20 protein-coding genes are annotated in these 23,415 nt (G+C 54.5%); 13 read left to right on the top strand and 7 right to left on the bottom strand.

Annotation, left to right across the window (positions count from 1 at the left end):
* Positions 1–6 precede the first annotated feature (6 nt).
* The 4 genes from ACFSSA_RS02035 (at position 7) to ACFSSA_RS02020 (ending at position 6,876) form a co-directional block, all read left to right on the top strand.
* Positions 7–1,467: a Wadjet anti-phage system protein JetA family protein gene (locus ACFSSA_RS02035; protein WP_386818103.1), complete on the top strand. Its 1,461-nt coding sequence runs from the start codon at positions 7–9 to the stop codon at positions 1,465–1,467.
* A gap of 278 nt (positions 1,468–1,745) precedes the next feature.
* Entirely contained in the window at positions 1,746–2,504 is a 759-nt protein-coding gene (locus ACFSSA_RS02030; RefSeq protein WP_386818102.1) for a PEP-CTERM sorting domain-containing protein, read from the top strand.
* 206 nt (positions 2,505–2,710) lie between these two features.
* Positions 2,711–3,463, top strand: a complete 753-nt coding sequence (locus ACFSSA_RS02025) for a DUF4194 domain-containing protein (RefSeq protein WP_386818101.1) — start codon at positions 2,711–2,713, stop codon at positions 3,461–3,463.
* The gene (locus ACFSSA_RS02020) at positions 3,460–6,876 is read left to right on the top strand and encodes an SbcC/MukB-like Walker B domain-containing protein (protein WP_386818100.1); all 3,417 of its coding nucleotides are present in this window, start codon (positions 3,460–3,462) and stop codon (positions 6,874–6,876) included. The genes ACFSSA_RS02025 and ACFSSA_RS02020 overlap by 4 nt, the downstream gene beginning before the upstream one ends.
* 110 nt (positions 6,877–6,986) lie before the next feature.
* Here the strand turns inward: ACFSSA_RS02020 and accD are convergent, their stop codons facing one another.
* The gene (gene accD / locus ACFSSA_RS02015; protein WP_386818099.1) at positions 6,987–7,814 is read right to left on the bottom strand and encodes an acetyl-CoA carboxylase, carboxyltransferase subunit beta; all 828 of its coding nucleotides are present in this window, start codon (positions 7,812–7,814) and stop codon (positions 6,987–6,989) included.
* A gap of 232 nt (positions 7,815–8,046) precedes the next feature.
* On the opposite strand from accD, the gene ACFSSA_RS02010 reads away from it, so the two are divergent.
* Together ACFSSA_RS02010 and ACFSSA_RS02005 are read left to right on the top strand one after the other, a co-directional pair.
* Positions 8,047–9,060 carry a mechanosensitive ion channel family protein gene (locus ACFSSA_RS02010; RefSeq protein WP_386818098.1) on the top strand — a complete coding sequence of 338 codons (1,014 nt, stop codon included), beginning with the start codon at positions 8,047–8,049 and terminating at the stop codon, positions 9,058–9,060.
* Between the two features lie 169 nt (positions 9,061–9,229).
* Positions 9,230–9,835: a hypothetical protein gene (locus tag ACFSSA_RS02005; RefSeq protein ID WP_386818097.1), complete on the top strand. Its 606-nt coding sequence runs from the start codon at positions 9,230–9,232 to the stop codon at positions 9,833–9,835.
* 9 nt (positions 9,836–9,844) lie between these two features.
* Here ACFSSA_RS02005 and ACFSSA_RS02000 read toward each other — a convergent pair whose 3' ends face one another.
* On the bottom strand, positions 9,845–10,012 hold the full coding sequence (locus ACFSSA_RS02000; RefSeq protein ID WP_386818096.1) for a hypothetical protein: 168 nt from the start codon (positions 10,010–10,012) through the stop codon (positions 9,845–9,847).
* Positions 10,013–10,044: 32 nt separating this feature from the next.
* Positions 10,045–11,238, bottom strand: a complete 1,194-nt coding sequence (locus ACFSSA_RS01995) for a hypothetical protein (protein ID WP_386818095.1) — start codon at positions 11,236–11,238, stop codon at positions 10,045–10,047.
* Between the two features lie 278 nt (positions 11,239–11,516).
* Here ACFSSA_RS01995 and ACFSSA_RS01990 point away from each other — a divergent pair, with 278 nt between their 5' ends.
* Positions 11,517–12,338: a PEP-CTERM sorting domain-containing protein gene (locus ACFSSA_RS01990; RefSeq protein ID WP_386818094.1), complete on the top strand. Its 822-nt coding sequence runs from the start codon at positions 11,517–11,519 to the stop codon at positions 12,336–12,338.
* 96 nt (positions 12,339–12,434) lie between these two features.
* On the opposite strand, the gene ileS is transcribed toward ACFSSA_RS01990, so the two are convergent.
* Positions 12,435–15,155, bottom strand: coding sequence for an isoleucine--tRNA ligase (gene ileS / locus ACFSSA_RS01985; RefSeq protein ID WP_386818093.1), 2,721 nt, complete (start codon positions 15,153–15,155; stop codon positions 12,435–12,437).
* A 141-nt stretch (positions 15,156–15,296) separates the two neighbouring features.
* Here ileS and ACFSSA_RS01980 point away from each other — a divergent pair, with 141 nt between their 5' ends.
* From ACFSSA_RS01980 to yidD, 3 genes are read left to right on the top strand one after another with little or no spacing between them, the layout of a single operon-like run.
* Positions 15,297–16,790: a SulP family inorganic anion transporter gene (locus tag ACFSSA_RS01980; RefSeq protein ID WP_386818092.1), complete on the top strand. Its 1,494-nt coding sequence runs from the start codon at positions 15,297–15,299 to the stop codon at positions 16,788–16,790.
* Positions 16,791–16,831: 41 nt separating this feature from the next.
* A complete protein-coding gene (locus tag ACFSSA_RS01975; RefSeq protein ID WP_386818091.1) occupies positions 16,832–17,674 on the top strand; it encodes a universal stress protein in 843 nt (280 codons plus the stop codon).
* Between the two features lie 12 nt (positions 17,675–17,686).
* Positions 17,687–17,947 (top strand): membrane protein insertion efficiency factor YidD, encoded by a 261-nt coding sequence (gene yidD / locus ACFSSA_RS01970; RefSeq protein WP_386818090.1) that lies wholly within the window; start codon positions 17,687–17,689, stop codon positions 17,945–17,947.
* A gap of 1 nt (position 17,948) precedes the next feature.
* Here yidD and ACFSSA_RS01965 read toward each other — a convergent pair whose 3' ends face one another.
* Both ACFSSA_RS01965 and ribD read right to left on the bottom strand, forming a co-directional pair.
* Positions 17,949–18,734: an ABC transporter ATP-binding protein gene (locus ACFSSA_RS01965; protein WP_386818089.1), complete on the bottom strand. Its 786-nt coding sequence runs from the start codon at positions 18,732–18,734 to the stop codon at positions 17,949–17,951.
* A gap of 9 nt (positions 18,735–18,743) precedes the next feature.
* Positions 18,744–19,772, bottom strand: coding sequence for a bifunctional diaminohydroxyphosphoribosylaminopyrimidine deaminase/5-amino-6-(5-phosphoribosylamino)uracil reductase RibD (gene ribD / locus ACFSSA_RS01960; RefSeq protein WP_386818088.1), 1,029 nt, complete (start codon positions 19,770–19,772; stop codon positions 18,744–18,746).
* Positions 19,773–19,990: 218 nt separating this feature from the next.
* On the opposite strand from ribD, the gene ACFSSA_RS01955 reads away from it, so the two are divergent.
* Both ACFSSA_RS01955 and ACFSSA_RS01950 read left to right on the top strand, forming a co-directional pair.
* On the top strand, positions 19,991–20,395 hold the full coding sequence (locus ACFSSA_RS01955) for a hypothetical protein (RefSeq protein WP_386818087.1): 405 nt from the start codon (positions 19,991–19,993) through the stop codon (positions 20,393–20,395).
* 144 nt (positions 20,396–20,539) lie between these two features.
* Complete coding sequence (locus tag ACFSSA_RS01950; protein WP_386818086.1) at positions 20,540–21,892, top strand: dihydrolipoamide acetyltransferase family protein; 1,353 nt, start codon at positions 20,540–20,542, stop codon at positions 21,890–21,892.
* Between the two features lie 94 nt (positions 21,893–21,986).
* Here the strand turns inward: ACFSSA_RS01950 and ACFSSA_RS01945 are convergent, their stop codons facing one another.
* The gene (locus ACFSSA_RS01945; protein WP_386818085.1) at positions 21,987–23,018 is read right to left on the bottom strand and encodes a tRNA-dihydrouridine synthase family protein; all 1,032 of its coding nucleotides are present in this window, start codon (positions 23,016–23,018) and stop codon (positions 21,987–21,989) included.
* Between the two features lie 45 nt (positions 23,019–23,063).
* Here ACFSSA_RS01945 and ACFSSA_RS01940 point away from each other — a divergent pair, with 45 nt between their 5' ends.
* The gene (locus ACFSSA_RS01940; protein WP_386818084.1) at positions 23,064–23,309 is read left to right on the top strand and encodes an RNA-binding protein; all 246 of its coding nucleotides are present in this window, start codon (positions 23,064–23,066) and stop codon (positions 23,307–23,309) included.
* The last annotated feature ends 106 nt before the right edge of the window (positions 23,310–23,415 follow it).

The following is a 23,415-nucleotide window of genomic DNA, read 5'->3' as shown; positions in this document are numbered from 1 at the left end:
GATAAAATGACCGAAAACCTTTCCACAGCTTTGTTCCGTGAAACCCGGGGAGCCGGATTTTTCCGGGTTCTCACCGGTGGCAATGCATCGTTTTATATCGATGTTCTTAGTGCGCTCGAGCAGGAGTCCTCGGACCGACCGGATGGAATGTCGCGTGAAGAGGTGATTCTACTGATTATCGAGACCCTTGAGCGTCATCCGGATTTCGTCCTGGAAGATGAGGTTCACGAGACGGAAGCGGGGGAAACGGACGGCCAATCACAACCCAGGGAAAAGGCCAGGGCCTTGCTGGATTTTCTCCTGAAAAATCATTGGCTTGATGAGCCGCCGCGCCGCGACTGGAGGCGTATGATCCATTTTGACGCCCATGGCGCCACGCTGATTACCGCCCTGCGGAAAATTGCGTGGCCCGAGGCGGCGGTTTTCACCGACAAGCTGGTCGCCGTCTGTGGGATGTTGAATGACGAAACCGAACTGACGGAGCGGCCGTGGCAAATGGTGGAGAGCTGCCTGGCAAACGTCCGCGAGGGCCTGAATGAACTCCGCGCAATGCAGAAGTCCGTCCAGCGCTTTACACGCCGCCAGCTCGAAGAGGAAACCCTGCGAGGCAATCTGGAGGTTGTTTTCGATGATTACTCCGAGCAGGTTTCGCACGCTTGTTATGCGGAGATGGTTCGTGCCCGGCTGCCGCTGCGTCTGCCGGAGGCTGTCCGACGTATCAGTGAGCGATTGATGGCGGATGCCGACGCATTGGCGGAAATGCAAACCGAGGTCCTCCGCCGTCATCCTGAGATCACATCCTCCCTGGCCCGTGCAACGGTTTTGAACTCTCTCGACGAGCTTATATCGCTGGTAGAGCGCGTGTTGCCGATGGCGGATGAGATCGACCGCCGGACTGCGGATTTCACCCGGCGTTCACTCTCCAGATTCCGATATCTCCAGGATGTCAGCGGTGAGCGACGCACGGAGATCAAAGCAACCTTCGAGGTGCTCAACCGTCTTCTTACTGGAAAACGTATCACCCAGAGTGCATCTGAGCTTCCGGATCTTCCGGAATTCCGCGTTCCTTCGGTAAAACTCCCGGCTGGGCTCGATTCCCTTTACAATCCACCTGCCCGCCGCGCTCCGATTGAGCAAGATGCCTTCGAAGACTCCGCGGAGGAAGGCGACCGGGAGGCTGGTCTAAGCGGTATGGGCAAGGCCTTGCGCGATTCCCTTTCCATCCAGCGGGCAAACTCCTTTGTGAAGTCTTTGGAAGGCACCAAAGGGGACCGTATCCAGAGTGCGGATCTCGATATCACGGGGGAAGGTGGTTTTACCGATCTCATTTCACTGCTCTTGCATGCGGAGTCCGCAGAGGCGCGTTACCGCCTGGAACCGGAGCGTATCCTCTCGGAGGACGCATCTCCTCCGCTGGATTCCCTGGAAGGCTGCAAGGTCGAGCGCTTTTCGATTATCAAAAAGTAGCAGAAATTCTGCGGCACGACTTCGTATTTGGCTAAACCGTTTTATGGAATTTCCATAGAAACCGGCAATGGATTTGAAGTGGTTTTGACGGTGAATATATCGTATGTAATTTACGGAAAGCTCTCTATTCTGATGTCTGGAAAAGGCTACCGTTTGAGCTAATCGATTGGAATAAATACATGGCAGGGGATTTTATTTCTTCCCGGTCGATGTGGATTCCAACTGATTGAGATTCAAATGCTAACCTCCTGACAACTAATAAAACTAAGTCACTCAGTATGTCGCTGCTTTTCCCGGCCGTGGCATTACTCGCTACCTCATTTGCCAATGGTGCCTTGATCGTCAATGGCGACTTCTCAACTGCCACATCCTCGAAAAGTGGAACCGGAGTGGATACCAACACCGCTGAATTCAGAGATGTCGACCAGGGATGGATTTTCAAGGGCGGTTGGACGATTGACGGAACGACGGGCACGGCAACCAAAGCCGGATCAAATGGAAACTTTGCTTTTGCTCAGATCAATTCCATCGGATCGGAAACAGGCTCCTCTTTGAAGTTCCAGCTGGATTGGGTGCCATCCGCGACAGCCACCGGCACAGAATTGAATCTGAATTATCAGATCGTTGCGTGGCGTGGATCGAGCGCACCTTCCGCAGACGATGATATGTTCAGATTTATCAATGGTAGCAGTAACGGAGTCGGCGGATTGAATGGCACAGTCGTAGATCTCCTGGATGGTTCGTCCGGAACCGGAAACTATAACAATGCCGACTTCGGAGTATTCACTGGAACCGCTGGAGTGAACACAACGTTCTCTACCAACATTGATCTCAGTGCATATCTCGAGGCAAACAACGATATCAGCAAATTCCAATATATCGGTGTCCGCCTCAACATGGGGGCGGCCTCTGCCAGCACGACTGCTGTCGGCAGTCTGGTAGACAATGTCTCGCTCTCCGTGGTTCCTGAGCCATCTAGCGCGGTATTGACGCTCGGAGGTGTTGGGATGCTCGCTCTGCGTCGCCGCCGCCGCTAATTTTGTTGGTGGAAAACTTGCTTCATGATCATGGCCTCCAGCGGAAACGCTGGAGGTTTTTTTATTCCGTGACCCGATTTGGTGTTTTGGGCTGATGGGGGCTGGAGAAGCTTGCAAGCGGCGGGGGTTGGCGCGTATGACTTCAAGACACGTGCCACCTCACCGGAGGGCATTCCCGATTTTCCATAAAAGTAACCCGATCCGCTTTGACTGAAGAATATTCCCATACGCTAGAAGCTCCGCAGCAGGAGGGTTTGATCGCTATTCCAGATGCTGAGCGCGCCCGCCTGGGCGAAGCATTGCAAGAGCTGCTTTCCACCGGATCCATCAGTGGACTGGGGACGACCCGCTCTGCGCTTTACCACTGGTGCCGCCAATATTTTGATTGGGTGAAAGAGGCTGCCGCCCTCGCTGGCCTGGATGTTCTTCTGGTTCATGAGGAGCGTTTGATCCAGGCGATTCCACAATCAGGTGCGCTACGGCTGCGGATGCAGAAGGATGCAACGATTGTATGGCTGGCGCTGTGGTATGCCGGCGATGTCTGCTGGCGCGATGAAGGCCAGGACCAAGCATTGCTAACGGTGGCCGAGCTCAACGGGCTGATCCAGGATCAGCTACTTCCCGATAGTCTGGGAGTGATTCCACGGAGTAGAATGCGGGAGATCCTCCGGCAAGCGGCACGCTTCAATCTCATCCGCTTTGAACATGCGGAACCGTTTGATCAATCCGGGATCGAGGTTCTTCCGGCTATCCGCCGGATTGTTCCGTTTCGCGATCTTGCCGAATGGACGGAATCCGCAGCGGAATTCAGCACGGAGCAGCTTGATGCCGATCCCACGGATACTTCCGAGGGCGCCGCAGGGGATGAAGAACCAGCGGATATGGGAATAGCATCGCCTCCGGCAGAGGATATTCCGGCAGCGATTTCAGATGAAGAAAATGAGGAGGAAAATGTATGAGCCGCGCGATTCAACTTACTAAAATCCATGCGCTTAACTGGTATGGTTATCGTGACTCCCTGCCGGTAAAAGGTAATCTTGTGCTGGCCGGGGTGACAGGATCCGGAAAGTCCATTCTTATGGATTTGTTGATGCTGGTTCTCGTCGGGCCGGAACGCGCCCGCCACCATTTCAATCGCAGTGCGACAGGTAGCCGCAGTGACCGGACGATCAAAGGCTACTGCCTGCTGGATACAAAGCGGGAGGAAAACGGACAGCCACAATACTTTCACGACAAAGGGGTTACCACCTATATTGGCGGAGAGTTCACATGGCCGGAAGGCTCAGTGGATGATACAGGCGGGCGCAGGATTGAGACATGGGGGATTCGCTTCGAGTTCCGCAATAGCTCGGAAAATGACGGCTTCAACACTCCGTTCTATTGCCCTGCGCCGCTTGAGCGCGAAGATTTCCTCTCGGTCTCTCCGGAGGACGGGAAGCTCCGCACCAGTTCCCTGGCGGAGTTCAAGGCAATGATTGAGTCCAGGGGCGGTCGGCTCTTTACCTCCTCCCGCGAGTATCTCCGCGATATGGCGAATGCGAGTCACTTGAATTTCAACAAAGAAGTTCTCGAGCGCCTGTTGCCGAGCGCGATGTCGTTCACCAATCTAAAAAGCTTCGATGATTTCTGCCGTCAATTCGTTCTGCCGGGCGAGGCTGTGCCTGTCGATGATGTGATTTCGAGCTTTCGCGACTTCGAGTCCTACGAGCGGGAGCTACGGGAATTGCGCGCCCAGCTGGATCGATTGCTGGTGATTAGAAAGCTTGCCTCCACCTTGCATGAGGCACAGCGGGATGGAGAAGTGGCGAGCTATCTCGCTGCCGAAAATCACCATAGCCATGCCCAGGAAACCGTGGAGCAGCACAGCGCACACCTGCAGCGGCTGCAGGATGAATTCGCGGAAGACGAGGCCCGCCTCCAAGAGCTTTCCGGCCTTCTGGGAAATGCCGAAGCCCAGCGCGACCAGCTCAGCGCATTGCTCAACGAGTCCAGCGAAGGGCGGCTTTACAACGATCTTGCCGTGCGCACGCGTAAGCTGGAGGAAGACATCGATCGGCTGCGGGCGATTGCCAGCAGGATCGAAAGCGGTATTTCCGCGCGTTTGAAGTCCGCGCGGAGCTGGATAGAGGAAATGGCGAAAGCACCGGTGGAGCCGAAAGTTTTCACAACGGCAATGGAAGAGGCAATCGGAGTGCTCGATTCCTGTGAACGCGAGGAAACCTCCCACAGTCTTTCCATGCTTGCGGATGCCGCAGACAAGCTCTGCCGACAGCTGCGCGATCGTTTCCGCGAGGACTCTGAGGATTTACGGGACTTGCGTGAGGAAAGAACGAAATTGGAAAGCCAGATCGAGTCTTTGAGACGTGGCCTGCCACCGGTTTCACAACCATTCCTCACCGCATTGCGCGAGGCGCTACCGCAGCTTCCGGGGGAGGCCGAGCCGCGTGCCTTGCGCGAGCTCTGCGAGATCAAAGACGAAACTTGGCGTCCGGCGGCCGAGGTTTCATTTTCTGAAAAATTCGCGGTCGTGGTGCCGCCGCAGCATCAGGAACAAGCGGCGAAAATCCTGGATCAGATCAGCGAGCGTGACATGGCCGAAGCCGGCCCACAGAGCCTGGTGGATCCGGATCAGTTGCTTTCAGGAAAGACCGATCGGATCAAAAACTCCTTCGCGGATATCTTTGAAACCAGCGATCCTATCGCCCGTGCGTATATCGATCGGGAGTTTGGCCATATTCTACGTGCCGATGATCTTGATGGGATGTCGGAAGCTCCGTTTGCGATTCGTGCCGATGGATTGATGAAACGCGGCGGAATCATCTCCCGTCCTTTCCCCTACGATGGAGTTCCGTTCATCGGTGAAAACGGCTTGAAACGTCAGCTGGAAATCAAGCGCGCGCGCCTGGACAAGATAGACGCAAAGCTCCGCCGGCTGGAGCCGCTGGAGCGGGAAGTCGAGCGCTTGCTGGCTGCCCGCGAGCAGGCGATTCCAGATCACTCGGAAGTTTCGCGGGAATTGATCCGGGTGGAAGACCTACCCCGCAAGCAAGCGGATCAGGAAGAGCTCATGGCCCAGCTGCACGCGATTTCCACCGATGAGCTTGCCTCATTGGAGGAGAAAATCGATATACTCAAAGAGCAAATGGCCTCGTGGGCGGTGGAGGAGAAAGAGATTCTCCGGAAAGGCGGTCACAAGGAAATCAAGCAGGCGGAGGAAGAACTCAAAGCACGCACGGAAGATGCTTCCCGCCGGGAAGATGAATTTTCCCGGGCGAAGCTGCGAATCGATATCCATAAGCACCATGAGCGCTATGTGGCCTGGAAAGCGGAGGCGGAGGAATACACTCCTGCGGCGGATGTCCGTGCCAGGGAGTTCTCCAAGGCGGCGGCAGCGGCTGAATTGATGGCCACCCAAACCATCGGTGATCTCAAGGTGGCGATGATGGAGTTCAAAAAAACCTTCCATCCGAAGTTTGATGACCTTCCCGAGGACGGCACGGATACCGCACCTTACGAGCGGATTCTGGCACTTATCGAGGATGCGGATATTCCGAAATTTGAGAAAAAATCCGCCAATGAGCGGAAACGTTGGGAGTCGCTTTTCCGCACCCAGGTGCTCAGCCGCATGCAGCAGGCGATCAAGAATGTGGAGAACATCATCTCGCTTCTCAATCAGCAGCTCAAGCGACCGATCGGCCACGACCGATACAAGATTGATCGCCGCCCGAATCCTGATTTCAATATCTACCGCTCTCTGATCGATCTGAATTCTCTCCATCACGAGGATGAGCTTTTCTACTCCCATATGGATGGAGAGCTGAAGGATGCCCTTGAGCTTTTCCTGACAACACTGGTGAAAAATGCCAATAGCCCGGAAGCTGCAAGGCTCTTGGATTACCGGCAGTATTTCGATTACGACCTCCTTGTCACCGATGTCCGTGATCCGGACGGGAAGCATGTCAGCGTCGATAAACAAAGTGGAAAAATGAGCGGCGGTGAGAACCAGAGCCCCTATTTCGTCGCGATTCTTGCAAGTTATCTACATGCCTACAACCGTCATGAAACCCGCCGCAAGGAGCCATCTCTTGCCCTGGTGCCCATTGATGAGGCTTTCTCGAAGCTTTCCGGTGAGCGTATCCAAAACTGTCTTCAAGCGATGGCGGAGTTGGATTTGCAAGGGATGTTCTCCATGTCGAGCGGCAATATTCCCTATGCTTTCAGTCAATGTGATGAGCTCATCATCATTACGCGCAAGGAAGTGCGTCGCGGCACTCGTGTAGGCACGCGTAATGTTCCCGTGGTGCTTTTCCGGGACTCTCCGGAAGGGAAAAAATGGATCGAAGAGACGGGCCTCGCAGAGAGCGTCCAGTGATCCACAAAAGGGAATCTTTCACCGGGAAACCGGCATCATCTAAAATGAAACAGCCCGCTGGAATCCAGCGGGCTGTTTTTGTAGAGAAACCTGTCTTGCGCCGGACGCTCTTATTTCATCATGAAATTGAGCAACTTGCCAAGGCGGTCACGCATTTGATGCCTTGGCACGATGGCGTCGATAAGGCCGTGCTCCAGCATGAATTCCGCGGTCTGGAAGCCTGGTGGCAGATTCTGGTGAGTGGTTTCCTTGACCACACGAGGTCCTGCAAAACCAATCATGCATTTCGGCTCCGCGATATTGATGTCACCGATGGTCGCGAAGGAGGCTGTGACGCCACCCGTGGTGGGATGGGTGAGCACTGAAATATATGGAAGATTCGCTTCTGCTAACCTTGCAAGTGCGCCGCAGGTCTTCGCCATCTGCATGAGGGAAAGCATGCCTTCCTGCATCCGCGCACCAGAGGAGGCGGAGACAATAATCATTCCGCGTTTTTCCGCGATGGCGGTTTCGATCGCGCGGGTGATTTTTTCCCCTACCACAGAGCCCATGGAGCCAGCGAAGAACTTGAAATCCATCACGGCAATCATGGCTGGCTTTCCGGCAATGCTGAGTTTCCCGGTAACGACGGCATCATTCATCTTCGTTTTGTTGCGAAGGCCCTGGATCTTTTCCTCATAACCCTTGAAGGCCAGTGGATTGGCGGAGAAGAGCTCTGCCTCGGTTTCCTCAAAGGTTCCCGGATCCGCGAGGAGGAACACCCTGTCCATTGAATCGAGAAGAAAGTGGTGGGAGCAATTCGGGCAGACCTGTAGGTTCTGCTTTAGCTCAAGGGTATGAACCATCGCCCCGCAGTCCGGGCATTTCGACCACAGGCCCTCGGGCATGTCATCGCGCTTTTGCTGGCTACGGAGAAGGGGTTTACTGAAAATGCCCATGGAGTTTGTCTGAATTGGAAGTTTGGTGTGGAGTGAGGACGGTTTGAAATCCTACCTACGGGAGGCCATCACGACAACCCCGATTTATCTCTCTTCTGTGATCTGGCAAACTGTAAATTTGCCATGGGCAAGGACAAAGCAGGACCCTGAAGACTTTCAGAAGTTTTTACGCTCCCGGAGTGATCAGGGACTGAGAGTTTGAGGCTTTGATGAAATCGGGGTATACTGGCGAATGCTTGCCCAGACCCCTCCGCCTCCAAAAGATGTTCCCCAGAAAATCGATTTAAATCCCGGAAGTGCGTTGGAGAGAGTGGATAGCTGGCTGGATGGATTTATGCGGTTGCTGCCAAATCTCATTGTGGCGTTGGTATTGTTCGCGATTCTCTGGTTCGTGGCGAGGCTGGTAAAATCCATTGTCCACAAGCAGTTCGACAGGCACGATCGGGAGAATCTAGGAGAGGTGCTTGGGGGGCTTTTGAAATGGATGATCCTCGTCGTCGGCTTTTTGCTCTGTGCGACGATTGTGATTCCTTCACTGAAGCCCGGGGATCTTATTGCCGGATTGGGTGTGAGCTCCGTGGCAATCGGCTTTGCCTTCAAGGATATTCTACAAAACTGGCTCGCCGGTTTGTTGATTTTGCTACGCCAGCCGTTTCAGGTGAACGATCAGATTTCCGTGAATGGCCACGAGGGCACCGTGGAGCGCATAGAGACCCGTGCGACGATTATCAAAACCTATGACGGGCAGCGCATCGTCGTGCCAAACAGCGATATTTACACGAACGCGGTTCTCGTCCGCACAGCGCATGAGAAACGACGCTCGGAATACGATATCGGCATTGGCTACGGGGACGACGTGGAGCGAGCATGCGAGGTGATAAGGAAAACTCTGCTTTCCGTAGAGGGTGTCGAAAGCGATCCCGAGCCGGAGGCTCTGCCATGGGATCTTGCCGCCAGCTGGGTAACGGTGCGGGGCCGTTGGTGGACCGATAGCCGGAGGACGAATGTCTCACACACTCATTCAAGAGTTATCATGGCTGTGAAAAAAGCCCTGGATGAAGCGAAAATCGATATGCCCTATGATACCCGGGTTCATCTTTTCCATGATCAGACCGAATCCGAGGACGGAGTGCGCGGCTCCCAGCGCGAAGGTTGGCCGGCGCCGGAGAGTGAAAAGACAAAGCCTCGCTGGAAGGCCCAGGCGGAGGTGCAGGCCGCACAATTCCGGAAACCGGAGGGCGAATGAAAGCCAAAGAGCCGCCGGAGGATGGGAGAAACGAAGGGTTTCAAATAAACCGGAGGGCGAATGAAAGCCAAAGAGCCGCCGGAGGATGGGAGAAACGAAGGGTTTCAAATAAACCGGAAAGTAGATACCGCTTGAATAACGTGCTCTCCGGCTCTAATCCCTGTGCCGCATGGACGCACGTCACCCTTATGAGCAGATTCCGCTCTTCACCGCCGGCATCATTCTAGCCCTTTGGCTCATTGGCTCGCACGCACTGATGATCGCCCGTCCGGCGCTCGTCCAGGGATGGCTGAAAAAGTTTCCCCGGAATCCTTTGGCGGGTCAGATCATCCTCGGTATCGGACTCGCATGGTTCTGGTTGCTGGTGGCTCCCGATAACATGGGTAAGCTAAGCGCATTGCAAATGGATCTCGGCGAGTTCAACAATGCCAAGCCGCTTCTGCGTCTGCTCGTGCCAGCGGCATTGGTCGCAGTCTCGATTAGCGTGCGAGATTTCCTTGCGGTAAGAGCGCTTGGCTTGCTCGGTCTGATGGTTGCCGCGCCGTTGCTCGCTTCAGCTTTTCTCAAAGATCCCGCGAGCCGTCTTCTGATCCCGATATTTGCCTACGCGTTACTTACGAAATCACTTTTTTGGGTAGGGATGCCATACCTTTTCCGTGATGCGGTCACCTGGGCTACAGCGGATCAGTCTCGCTGGCGTATACTTTCCTTCGGAGGCCTGGCGTATGGCTTGGCCACGCTGATCTGCGCATTGGCTTTCTGGCGTGGCTATTGAAGCTGTTTGTTAGTAAACGGGCGCACCGGATGTGTCCGCGGATCCGCCACTGTATTGCTGTTCTGCGGATTTTTCCATATTCTCTCCCAAGATCCGCATATCCCGGCCAAGACCGATGGTGGTGTTGCATGAGGTGAAAGCAGTAATGACAGCGATGCTGAGTAGAATCAGTTTCATAGGGAAAGAATGTCTGTGGCCGACAGGAGTTGTCAACTTTGCTTTAGCTCTTTACGGAGCACGATAATGCCGTCCCGGATCTCGAAAATGTCTGCTTTCAGATGATTCAATGCCGCCAGTTGATCGCTATCCGATTCATCTTCCGTGAGGTCGTTGCAAGCACCTACCGCCTCATTGATCCAGTTAAGGCAGCGCTTGAGGACTGCCAGGGTAAAGCCTGCCTCCGGCTCGTAGCCGCTGCCGCGCCCATGGAGCACTCCGGCAAGCTTCGCGCTTACTTGCATGACATTCGAAACGAGCCGCTGGGAAGGGCTTTCAGGATCCTCGTCACGACTTACAATATCGAAGGCTCTGATTGCGACTTCGCGGGCTTTGATTTGCAAAGGATGGGATTCCTCCAGCCAGCTGTCATCCACCTCTTCGTCATCGTCAGCAGATTGCCAGTCGTTGGAGAAATCAGTTTCCTCGAATTCAAACTCCGCATCGAAATCCTCGCCATTTTCATCGCGCTCCGCCATTGCCCCGAGCAGGGCGTCCCATCCCATCACAAAGGCTTCTTTCTGTTCGCTATCCGGATCTTCCAAATATTTCTCCAAAACTTCCTGATACGCATCAGTGAGCCTGTCAGACTCCTTCAGTCGTTCTTCCCATTCGAACTCGTTGAGCTCGCCTTTCACCGTTGTGGAACCAGGGTTTGGCCCGTCATCCTCCGGCGTCATTCGGCTGATGACCTGAGCCATGAAGTCCCGCATCGTGCTGAGATTGGCGAGTTTCTGAGCCTCTTCCGCATCCTCATCCATGTCCCATTCCCGCTCGGAAACTTCCATCTTGTAGCCGACTGCCTCGACCAGGACTCTGCCGTTGATCTCACTGAACCATTCCAGATATAGCGTGTTTCGCCACTGGCAGGGGACTTCCTTTCCGCTACGGTGGTATTCTGATATTTCGGCATCGGAGATGGAAGGAATCCGCGCTTTTCGCGAAGCAGTTATATCGCCGATGATTCCAGTCTGCTCGGTATCCAGCGCATTGGCCTCGGCGCTGAACCTAGGGGTGGGATTTTCAAACTCCAAAACACTTCCGGCAAGATCCCGCCAGCAATCTCCATTCAGTGATAGGATTAGCGGCTCGTCCCGGCCCGCCAACCAGATTTTGCCTGTGGTGATGCCTTCCACAGTGTTGTCGATCAACCCGTGCTCAATTGCATCGTCTAGCCTCCATGCCATGTTCTAAACATCGTCCCGTCCCGTGCCTTTCGTCAAGCCAGCGATTTATCCGGGGCAGCTCATCCTTCGAGAAATTGTGGAGTAAACCGTTTTGAGAAATCCGGTGCCAGTGAAGTGCTATGCGCCGGAAGCGAGATTGCCCAGCTGGGACTTCCGCTCTCCCAAGGATAATATCAGACAAGTTTTTAATAAGAATGACGATGTTTCCGTGTCTTGGGGACTGATAGTGTATGGCCTGTTTGGAGATATATCAAATTAGCCAAATATTTCAAAAAATTATGAAAACAAAAGCAAAAGGAGCCCTGCTCTCACTCGGTGTGTGTTTCGTTATTTCCCAATCCGCAAGTGCGGTTAGCCTAGTTCCGATCTATACGGAGAACTTTGAGGGCGGCACGGTGGGCGCGGCAATCAATACATTGAACACAGCGACAGGTGTGCCATGGACTGATTCCGCTGCGTCTAATACCTCCGTAGGTTCTATCCAGAACACCTCTTCGGCCTTCGGAGCAGGCAATAAATATTACCAATATTCCCGCACCTCCGGCGGATTCAACTTCCTGGGCAATACTCAACCCGATCCTCTGGCGGGTGTGGCGATGTTATCGTTCGATGCCTATTTCGGCACGGGCGACTGGACTGCCGATGGATATCTGCGAATCGTCGCTGAAGGGGACGTAAACGGAACCGTAGGTAGCAATACATCTTCCAGTCTGCGCTATATCGACATCGGAAACACCACCGGTCTTCAGGAAGGCACGGATTTCAATTTCGATCAAGTAGTGCACTTCGATATCGTCGCGAACCTGAGCGGAGGCTCCTTTTCGTATGATTTTGGCTCGATTTCATCCACTCTCGCCACCGGGACGGTCGATGTTTTTGTCAATGGCACAAACAAGCTCAACGATGCGGCGATGAATCTTGGCGGGACGGCAGGTTCCACTGGAATTTCAGGATTCAATTTCTGGCTGAGCTCGACTGCTGGTAATCCAGCCAATCAAATTTTGATCGATAATGTTTCGGTTTCCGTTCCAGAGCCTAGCAGTCTTTGTCTGGTCGGACTCGGCTCGCTTGGCCTTCTCGCACGGCGTAGAAGGAAGTAGCCCGTCCGATTGATCGTTTCTCAAAAAAAAGCCGTGCGGTGGATCCACTGCACGGCTTTCTCTATTTATAGATTTCTCTAGGAAAGGCGATCCAGACTACTTCGAGATCACATCGTCACAACGTTGGCAGAGACCCGATTCCAGGACAGGCTCGTGCTTGCGACAACGTGGGCAAAGCGGAAGCCCGGTCTTTTCTGCTGTCGCACTGAGTTCTTCGCCTTCTTTCACAGCCAGCTCCGCGATGATGAAAAACTCTGTGGCGAAATCCCTATCGTTGAGCTTCTCCAGGAGGTTGGCATCCGCGGAGGGAAGCGTTAGTTCGACAGCGGCTTCATTGTTACGGGTGAATTCCTTGGCCTGGATTTTCGCTTCGATCGCGCCTTGCATCACTGCTTTGATCTGGAAGAGGCGCTCCACGTCCTTGCTGACCTGTCCCGGTGCAAATGCCGGGTTGGCGACGGGGAAATCCTGTTCGTGCACACTTCCTTCAGTGAAGGCCGCGTGTTCCCAGGCCTCGTCCGCGGTGTAAGCGAGGATCGGTGCAAGTAGACGGGAAATGCTGCTGAATACCTCGTGCATCGCTGCTTGGGATGCCAGGCGGCGAGGGGAGTCCGGCGCATCACAATACATGCGGTCTTTCAATGCATCGACATAGATCGCGGAAAGATCCGCAGTGCAGAATTGATTGATCGCGTTGAATACCTTGCGGAATTCGAAGGCTTCGTAGGCTTTGGTGCATTCATTGACCACCTCGTGGAGTCTTTCGAGAATCCATGTATCAAGTAAGGTGTATTGGTAGGATGCGGAGCTATCCGGAGAAAAGCCGTCCAGATTTCCCAGAAGAATACGCAGCGTGTTGCGCAGGCGGCGATATGGCTCCGCAACCTGTTTGAAAAGTTCCTCACCAAAGGGGACCTCATTCTGCCAATCCACGCTGGACGCCCAAAGCCGGACGATATCCGCGCCGTATTGGTTGTAGAAGTGGGCAGCATCGATCGGCTTACCCGCTTTTTCCGCTTCTGATTTTGAGAGCTTCTTCTTGTCCTTATCGACCACGAAGCCGTGGGTCATCACTGTCTTGTATGGAGCGTGACCTCGGAAAGCGGTAGAGAGCATCAGGGAGCTCTGGAACCAGCCACGGTGCTGATCGGTCGCCTCCAGATATAGATCGGCGGGAGAATGGAGCTCTGGATGGGTATCGAGCACGGCGGCATGGGAACAGCCGGAATCAATCCAGACATCCAGAGTGTCCTTGCCTTTTTTCAATCCCGAAGGAAGGCCGAGCTTTGCCGTGAGTTCTTCGTCCGGAGTCTCAAACCAGACATTGGTTCCTTCTTTTTCCACGAGATCGGCGACTTTCAGGGCGAGCTCCGCAGAGAGGACCGCCTTGTTATCAGCATCGAAGAAAACCGGAAGTGGCACGCCCCATGTGCGCTGGCGTGAGATGCACCAGTCCGGGCGGGATTCGACGGTTCCATAAATCCGGTTCCTGCCCCAGGCGGGCATCCATTTTGCCTTATCGATCTCGGTCAGTGCCTCGCCACGGAGATTGTCGAGCGAGATAAAGAACTGCTCCACGGCACGGAAGATGATCGGCGTTTTGGAGCGCCAGCAATGTGGATAAGAGTGGCGGTATTCTTCCTGTCCGAGGAGGTGCTCGCTTTCCGAAAGTATTTCGATAATGCGGTTGTTGGATTTGAAAACGTGTTTCCCGATCAGCTCCGGCAGTCCGACTTCTTCGGTGAAATGACCTTCATCGTCCACCGGGGATAGCACGCCAAGCCCGTTCTGCTGGCCTGCGACATAGTCGTCCGCGCCGTGACCGGGAGCGATGTGAACGGCGCCTGTTCCTGTATCTGTCGTGACGAAATTGGCCAGGATTACCTTGGAGGTGCGGGGGAGGAAAGGGTGCTGCGCTTCAGCGCCTTCGAGATCCCTGCCTTTGACTTCCGAGAGTGTTTCCTTCAGGGCGTAGCCGGTTTTCTCCGCAAAAGTTTCCAGGAGCTCTCGCACGATGACAAAGTTTTCTTCGTTTTCTCCATTGGAGAACTTTCCGATGAGATAAGTGAACTCCGGATGTAGGGCGATGCCGAGGTTGGCGGGCAGGGTCCACGGAGTCGTCGTCCAGATCGCCATATTGGCTTTTCCCGCATACTGCCCGGAGACGATGGGGAACTTCACGAAGATGGCGGGGCTGGTTTTATCCGCGTATTCCACTTCCGCCTCGGCGAGTGCGGTTTGGGCGCCGTAGGACCATTGGACTGGCTTCTTTGATTGATAGATCGCGCCGTTTTCCACCAGTTTTGCGAAAACCCGGAGGATGTTTGCCTCATAGGCAGGATCCATCGTGAGATAAGGGTTTTCCCAGTCTCCGAAAACTCCCAGGCGGCGGAAGGATTTGCGCTGGATATCGATGAAACCGGCGGCAAATTCCGTGCAGCGGCGGCGGATTTCTCCTGGCTCAAGACCTGCGGCTTGTTTCACCACTTTGAATTCGATCGGCAGGCCGTGGCAGTCCCAGCCAGGGACGAAAGGGGCATGGAATCCGGCCATGGTCTTGGATTTCACGACCATGTCCTTCAGCAATTTATTGAGAGCGGTGCCCATGTGAACATCGCCGTTGGCGAAAGGAGGGCCGTCGTGAAGGATGAAATCCGGAGCTCCAGCGGCTTTGCGAGCGGAGACAATTTTTTGATACAAACCGGATTTCTCCCAAATATCGAGGCGCTGAGGCTCGTTTTTCACAAGGTCTCCGCGCATCGGAAAACTCGTCTGCGGAAGGGTCAGCGTATCTTTGTAATTAGGGGCGGCACTCATGGCGGGCGCGGAAGCTAGCAACCTCCCGCCTGCGGGTCAACCCCGTGCCTTCGGCATAAAAATCGCTTGCTCTTCGAGGCTGTAGCCCAAAGGGTGCGCGCTTTCCTCTCTGGGTCGCCTTCCTTTTACCTTCGTCATTTTATGTTCACACGTCTCCCTGCCTCATGGTTTTCGAATATCCGCGCTGATCTTCTTGCGGGTCTCGTAGTTGCTCTCGCCCTGATTCCGGAATCGATCGCTTTCTCTGTCATCGCAAAGGTTGATCCGCAGGTTTGCCTTTACGCCTCGGTGGTGATCGCCGTTACCATTGCTTTCGTCGGCGGGCGGCCCGCGATGATCTCCGCTTCCACCGGAGCGATTGCACTTCTGGTGGGAAATCTGGTGAGCGAACACGGGCTCTCCTACTTGTTGGCGGCATCAATGCTCACAGGCGTCATCCAGCTCATTCTGGGGTTTGTGAATGTGGCGGGCGTTATGCGGTTTGTTTCGGCCTCCGTGATGACTGGCTTCGTCAATGCTCTGGCGATCCTTTATATGATTACCCAGGCGCAGGAGCTTCTTCTCGCGGGGAGTATGGGGGCGTGGATTACCTTTCCGCTGGTTGCCGGAGGTCTGGCGATCATTTATCTCTTCCCTCTCATCACGAAAGCAGTCCCTTCCCCGTTGATTGCGATCATCGTAATTTCCATCATCGCGAATTTTTTCGAAATGGATGTCCGCCGGGTGAAAGACCTCGGCATTCTCCCGACCGGTTTGCCGTATCTTGATTTCGAGAACTGGAAGCTCCTTCCTCTCACCCTGGAAACGCTTTGGATCATTCTTCCGGTATCCCTGAGCTTCTCAGTGGTCGGACTTCTGGAATCTCTGATGACCGCCCAGATCCTGGATGAGTTCACCGATACGCCCAGTGATAAAAACAAGGAAGCCCGCGGTCAAGGTATCGCAAACATCGCGTCGAGTCTCTTCGGTGGCATTGCCGGCTGTGCGATGATCGGCCAGTCTGTCATCAACGTGAAATCCGGCGGACGCGGGAGGCTCTCCACGCTTACCTCAGGGGTTGTGCTGCTTGTCCTGTTGCTTGTCATGAATACCCAGGTCGGAAACATCCCGATGGCGGCTCTGGTGGCGGTGATGATCATGGTTTCCATCGGAACGTTCAATTGGGCGACCTTCAAAAACCTCAAGATCCAGCCGAAAATGACCAGCATTGTGATGCTTGCAACAGTCGGCACCGTGGTCGGCACACACAACCTTGCGATTGGCGTGGGTGTGGGAGTTCTCCTCAGCGGCATTTTCTTCGCACATAAGGTATCGCAGGTCTTCGGGATCTCCAGCGAGCTCTCCGGCGATACCCGGACCTACACGGTCCGCGGGCAAATTTTCTTCGCCTCCGCCGATACTTTCGCAGCTGCCTTCGACTTCAAGGAGGTGCTCTCGAAGATTGTGATCGACGTTTCCCATGCGCATTTCTGGGATCTGACATCGGTCGGCGCTCTCGACAAAGTGGTTCTGAAATACCGTCGTGAAGGCACTGAAGTGGAAATCCTTGGTATGAACGAAGCAAGTGCTACCATTGTCGGCAAGCTCGGCACGCACGATAAGCCGGGCGCTCTTGAGCGTATGCTTGATCACTGAAAAACCCTCCGTCCCCAATTTTTTCCCAATCCGCTATTATCATGCCCAATATTCTCGCCTGCACCGATGGCTCCCTCTACGCGCCAAGCATTTATCAACATGCCGCATGGGCTGCTTCCCGCCTGGGTGGCTCAATCCGGGTCCTGCATGTCATCGAGCGTGATGAAACACCTGCCAATCATGACCTGAGCGGGAACATCGGGTTCCATGCCAATGCGGAGCTTTTGGAAGAACTAGCGCGTCTGGACGAATCCCATGCCCGGGTGGCCCGGTTGCGCGGCAAAGCAATTTTGGAAGATGCGGGAAGGCAGCTGGAGGGGTATACGGTCATGACGAGTCATGAGCACGGTTCTCTGGTGGACTCTGTCGTCGGGTTCGAGAAGGAAGTGGATCTGGTAGTCATCGGAAAAAGAGGCGAGCATGCGGATTTTGCCAAGGGTCATCTAGGTAGCAATCTGGAGCGGGTAGTCCGCACGGTAAATATTCCCGTCCTGGTCGCCGCGCGGGAATTCCGTCCGGTAAAACGGTTTCTCATCGCTTTTGATGGTGGGCCGAGCGCTTTGAAGGCGGTGCATTTCCTGGGCACACAGCCACTATTGAAAGATGCGGAATGCCATATCCTGGCAATCGGAAAGCCGGATTCCGAAATCTCCCGTTCTCTGGATACGGCAGTGGATGCATTAAGAGGCTCCGGCTTTTCTTTAACCGCAGAGCTGCTGCCCGGAGATCCCGATGAGTTGATTTCCTCCAAAGTAAAGGATACCGCCAGCGATCTATTGGTGATGGGTGCCTACGGGCACTCCCGCGTCCGCCAGATGCTGCTCGGAAGCACTACGACAACACTCATCCGCACGTGCCAGGTGCCTGTGCTCCTTTTCCGCTAAATCCCGAATCCCGTGTCTTGGCTTTTGACAAAGCTGATCCGCTTCTACCAGCTCGCTATTTCACCTTGGTTGAGAATGGCGAGTGGTGGCCACGGGGTCTGCCGGCATGATCCGACCTGTAGCCACTATGGCATCGAAGCGATCAGAATCCACGGGGCAGTCCGGGGTAGCTGGCTCACATTGAGGCGCCTATTGCGCTGCCATCCGTGGGGCACACATGGCTACGATCCCGTTCCTGATAAGAAACGGAAAAATTCCGGAATCCCGGAGTAGATCAAGCCGGGCGCACGATGCCCCAGCCCTTCGACCAAGTGAGGCGGAGTTTCATCCCATAGAGCTCGCTGAGCACATCGGATTTCAGCACCTGTCGCTTCGGCCCGTCTGCAATGATTTCGCCGGCCCGCAGAAGAATGACCCGCTCAATCTCCGGCATGATTTCGCCCGGGTCGTGTGTCACGAGAACGATCGTGCCCGAGCCTTGTGCGACGGTCCGGAGGCGCTCAAGCATGGCCAGCCTTGCCGCAAAATCGAGCGCCGTCGATGGCTCATCAAGAACGAGAACTTCCGGGCTGTGAACCAGGGAACGAGCGATCAGGAACCGCCGTTTCTCCCCGGAAGAGAGTTGGCCGAAGCATCGGCCTGCAAGCTCGGTGACTCCCACGTCTTCCATTGCCTGGGACGCGCGTGCCTTCTCCGCAGCTTTGAAACGCATGTCACCAGTCCGCCCATAGGCGCCACGGAAGGCCGAAAGCACCACATCTGCGGCGATTTCATCCGGCAGAAAGCGCGCGACCTCTTCGGGCATCACGAGCCCGATCCGATGCCTTAGCTCTTCCAGGTTCCACTGGCGCTCGCCGAAGAGTTCGCAGGAGGTTTGCGGCCTGGCCTCCGCCCGCACTTCTCCGGTCATTAGCTTGAGAAGGCTGCTTTTTCCCGCGCCATTCGCACCTAGGATCGCCACGCTTTGATCTGTGGCCAGGGAGAGGGAAAGATCCCGCAGTGCCAGCACATCGCCTCGCCATACATTGGCATGCTTTATTTTAAAAAAAGTTTCACTCATATCATTCCTCTATTTTTTAACCAATCCGCGTAATCTGAAATCGCTGCCAAAGCTCTCGATGGTAATATCGGTAACGGCAATGGATTTCGGAAAACTCTCGCCAGCCAAGGCGGGAATCGTCCCCCCACATAGCATTGGCGCATAATAAATGACCACCTCATCGACCAATCCTGCATAAAACATCGATGCCGAGAACTTCCCTCCGGCCTCCAGCATAACAGACATCACCCCCTGCTCGGTAACCAACCTGCGGAGCATGCCTTCCCGATCCGCACGGCTCCGGATCAATGTCCGTTGTTTCCATTGATCGGAAAAAAGGGGGGCGTGCGCTGGCATGGTTTCCGGTTGATCGGTCACCACCACCCGCCAGGGCTGGTCGCGCCCTTCCAGCAGCTCTGGCTGCCGGATGGTGAGCGCCGGATTATCGCGTCTGACGGTTTGGCCGCTGGTGAGGATCGCGTCCACGCCGCTTCTTAGTCTCTGGACGTCTGCGCGGGATTCCTCACCGCTCAACCATTGGCCTTCTCCCTCGGGACGGGTGATTTTTCCGTCGAGTGACATCGCACATTTCCACATCACCCAGGGCAATCCGTAGCGCTGGACCTTGGAAAACGGCCTGAGGACAATTTCGCATTTCTCCCTGAGAATGCCGGAGGTTACCCGGATCCCTGCCGCGCGCAGCACTCCATCGGCAGCCCCCGCATGTGCGGGATTAGGATCCTCACAAGCATAGACCACGCGTGAGATGCCGGCATCGATAAGCCCGGAAGTGCAGGCAGGGGTGCGCCCGACCGTGGAACATGGCTCCAAAGTGACGTAGGCTGTCGCCCCCCGGAGCGCGGCTTTACCATGTTTTGCGGTGGCATCGGATATGGCCTCGACCTCGGCGTGCGGAAGGCCGGCTTTACGATGCCACCCCGCACCGAGCAAAATGCCTTCTTTTACGATCACCGCCCCCACGGGTGGATTGGGAGCAGTTTTACCCACGCCTTTCCATGCCTCTGCCAAGGCCAGCTCCATCCATTCCTCATCCGTCATTTTTTAAAAAATGTATGACGGGACGCTCCCAGTCCAGCGCGTAACCAAGCATTTCCATAGGCTTCGGTATAAAATTCTATTGCCAAGGCCGGACCTTTTCATAGTCTGTAATCATGTTGCGACGCATAGCCACACTAGCCATCCTGACCATTGCCTCATTTGCCGCTGCCTCCTGCTGCTGCTTATTCTAATACCGATCAAATTAAAAACACACACTGATGAAAAAACTCCTTAGCCTCCTGACCCTTGTTGCCCTTTCCCTCGGGTTCTCCTCATGCTGCTCCATGTTCGGCATGCCTAGCTCCACAGCTGGTTATCGCACTGAGACCAAGCAGGTAAAAACCTGTGGCTATGACACTGTAGTGGAGGAAGTCTATACTCCCGGCGATTCCAAAAGCGGAAAAGGCGGGATGGTTCAGACCATCGAAAAAAAGGTTCCGCGCTATAAGACGGTGACCAAGAAAGTCCGCGTCCGTTGCAACCAGTGCGTGCGCTATTACTGCCCGAAGAAAGACTGCTGTGGCACCAGTTCCGACGCTTTCCTTAAAATGGCGACTGCCCAAGGCCCTGTTGGCAGCCCGAACATCGGCCTCGTTCCAACCATGAGAAAGCTCGCTGAATAAAGCGGCTGCTTCATATTCTTTACTCTCAGGCGCGGACGGCTCATGCCCTCCGCGCCTTATTGTTTTCCCTATATTGCAAAAAGGGCTGGAAATCCCCGGCTCATCTCCCATTCTCTCCCCGTAGAACCACCTTTTTCCCATATCATGTCAGTAAACATCGAAATGCCCAAGCTCTCGGACACAATGACCGAGGGCACCCTCATCAAATGGCACAAACAAGTCGGAGATACCGTTGAAATCGGCGATATTCTCGCAGAAGTCGAAACCGACAAGGCCACCATGGAAATGGAAGCTTTCGATGAAGGCACACTTACAGAAATCCGCGTTCAGGAAGGCGATAAAGCAGTAATCGGCGGTGTTCTTGCCGTTCTCGATGGCGATAGCAGTGGTGCTGCTTCCGGTGGCTCGTCATCATCCTCCGCTCCGGCTGCGGAAACATCTGAAAAACCTGCCGCCGCACAAGAGCAGGCTTCCGAAGAGCGGGTGGAAGCCCGTTCGGAATCGGCCGCACCTGCGTCTGCGTCTTCCGATGGAAGCCGGATAAAATCTTCACCATTGGCCCGCAAAGTCGCCGCCGAATTGGGCGTGGATCTCGCCAATGTATCCGGCACAGGTCCTGCGGGTCGCATCGTGGAAGCTGATGTCAAGCAGGCTGCTTCCGACGCCCCGGCGACGAAATCTCCTTCTCCTGCGGCAACCGCGGCAGCAAAGCTCTCGGAGGCAGTCAAAGCCCGCACATCGGGCGCCGCCGCATCCACGCCGGCCGCTGCCGCTCCAGCAGCCGCCATTCAGCCAGTTGCCAAAGAAGGGGACGAGCGCATCGAGCTTTCCTCCATGCGTAAAGTTATCGCCTCTCGCTTGCTGACTTCCAAAACGACTATTCCGCACTTCTACCTCCATGTGGAAGTTGATGCGGCGCCGCTTATGGCTCTCCGCAAACAGGTCAACGACCAAGCCGAGAAAACCCATGGCAACAAATACTCGGTCAACGATTTCATTCTCAAAGCCACCATCAATGCTGCTGGGACTGTTCCGGCTATCAACGCGTCATTCGCGGGTGATCACATCGTCAAGTTCAAGCACGTCGGTCTTTCTGTCGCCATCGCTGTGGAAGACGGCCTTGTTACACCGGTAATCAAAGAGGCTGAAAGCAAATCCCTCCTCGCCATCTCGCGTGCCGTCAAAGACTTTGCCGGACGTGCGAAGGAGAAGAAACTCAAGCCAGCGGAATTCGACGGTGGAACGATCACCGTTTCCAATCTGGGCGCGTGGGGAATCGAGTCCTTTGATGCGATCGTCAATCCACCACAAGCAGCTATCTTGTCTGTCGGCGGCGCGATTGAGAAGCCAGTCGTCAAAAACGGCCAGATTGTCCCGGGCTTGCGTATGAACATCGGCCTCTCCGCAGATCACCGTGTGGTCGATGGAGCCGTAGCTGCAACTTTCCTTGCGGAAGTCAAGAAGCTCATCGAGAACCCGGCTCTCATGCTTCTTTAATCCCGGAGTTTTTCGGAATTTTCATCAGAAAACGCGCGCGGTGAGGCTTCACTTCGCGCGTTTTTTGTAGAATGGTCCGGCAATGACCACCTGCTCAGTGATCAATCAGATCTCCAAACCCGCAGAAAATTCTGGAATCACGGGAAGGAAGTATCGGTAGCGGATTTTTGTTGCTGAGATATTGATCGCAAAGCGCTTGGAATTCGGTTTGGGTTTTCATCCTGCGCACTCCGTGCTCGAATTCCGGATCAATACCTTCGCTGATATAAATCAGCGTTTTTTTCATCCGCTGAATGTGCAGCACCGGATCATAGGAAACCGACTCCCGCGCGAGCTCTTCGGAAAGTTCCGCAATGTATTCCGATAGATCCTGATGGGTGATCGTTTTGAATGTCTCGCCACGGAAAGCAGCTTGTAGCTGGCCGAAGATCCATGGATTTCTTATAGCTCCACGGCCCACCATCAAGCCGGCGGCATTGGTTTTACGATGAAAGGATAGCCCGGTTTCCACATCGACCACGTTTCCATTGGCAATCACCGGACACGCCATCGTATCGACGGCGAGTTTCACCCCGGGAGGCCTGACGGGAGTCTGGTATCGATCCAGCACAGTGCGGCCATGGATCGTCAAGCCGTCGATTTCATGACTTCTGAAAATCTCCAGTAGAGACTGGAATTCCTCTGCGTCATAATAACCTAACCGGGTTTTGACCGTGAAACGCCCCGGAATCGCTTCGCGGAGCGCCCCAAGAATTTCCCGGATTTTTTCCGGTTGCCGTAACAACCCACCGCCTGCGTCCTTACGGCAAACCACAGGAGCCGGGCAACCGAGATTCAGGTCGATTCCCGCGATCGGGTATTGGGAGAGCTCCTTTGCCGAGCGCACAAGATTAGGGATATCCCGTCCGATCATTTGTGCAAATATGGGGCGGTCCGTCTCATTTTCACATATCGACCTCAGGATATACTTATTCAATTTTGAGTCTGGATGAACGCGGAAATATTCAGTCACAAACCAGTCCGGCAAACTCCGCCTACCGAGCACACGCATGAAAGGCAGATCGGTCACATCCTGCATGGGCGCTAGAACTAGGGCGGGGATATCGGCTGGTAGAAAATCACGCATATATATGGGCTCAGGAATTGGTTTGACAATCAAACACACGGATCAATGCTGGGAGCGAATAACAACCAATTTAGTCTAGTGGAAAGTGATTTATTGCATACGGAAAAGATTTTATCGGATAGAAAAACCTTCTTTTTGGATTTAAAGCAAAATTCCCGGGGAATGGTGGTTAAAATCACAGAAGATGTGAATGGAAACCGGGATACAATCATGGTTCCTGCTGAAATTCTCGGAGACTTCATTGCTGCGCTTACGGACATCAAGGATACGGTGGATGAGCAGGATGCTTAGTGTTTATTAATTTTGGCCGGGAGCCATTCATTAATAAAATACCGGGAGAAGCTATCGGCCGGCGAGAGCGACGATTGGTAGCTGCGGGATTGCTTCTATTATCTAT

The sequence above is a fragment of the Luteolibacter algae genome, from assembly GCF_042683045.1.
Taxonomy (GTDB): Bacteria; Verrucomicrobiota; Verrucomicrobiia; order Verrucomicrobiales; family Akkermansiaceae; genus Luteolibacter; species Luteolibacter algae.
The sequence above is the reverse complement of the archived record's forward strand: the minus strand, read 5'-3'. Positions and strand labels throughout refer to the sequence as shown.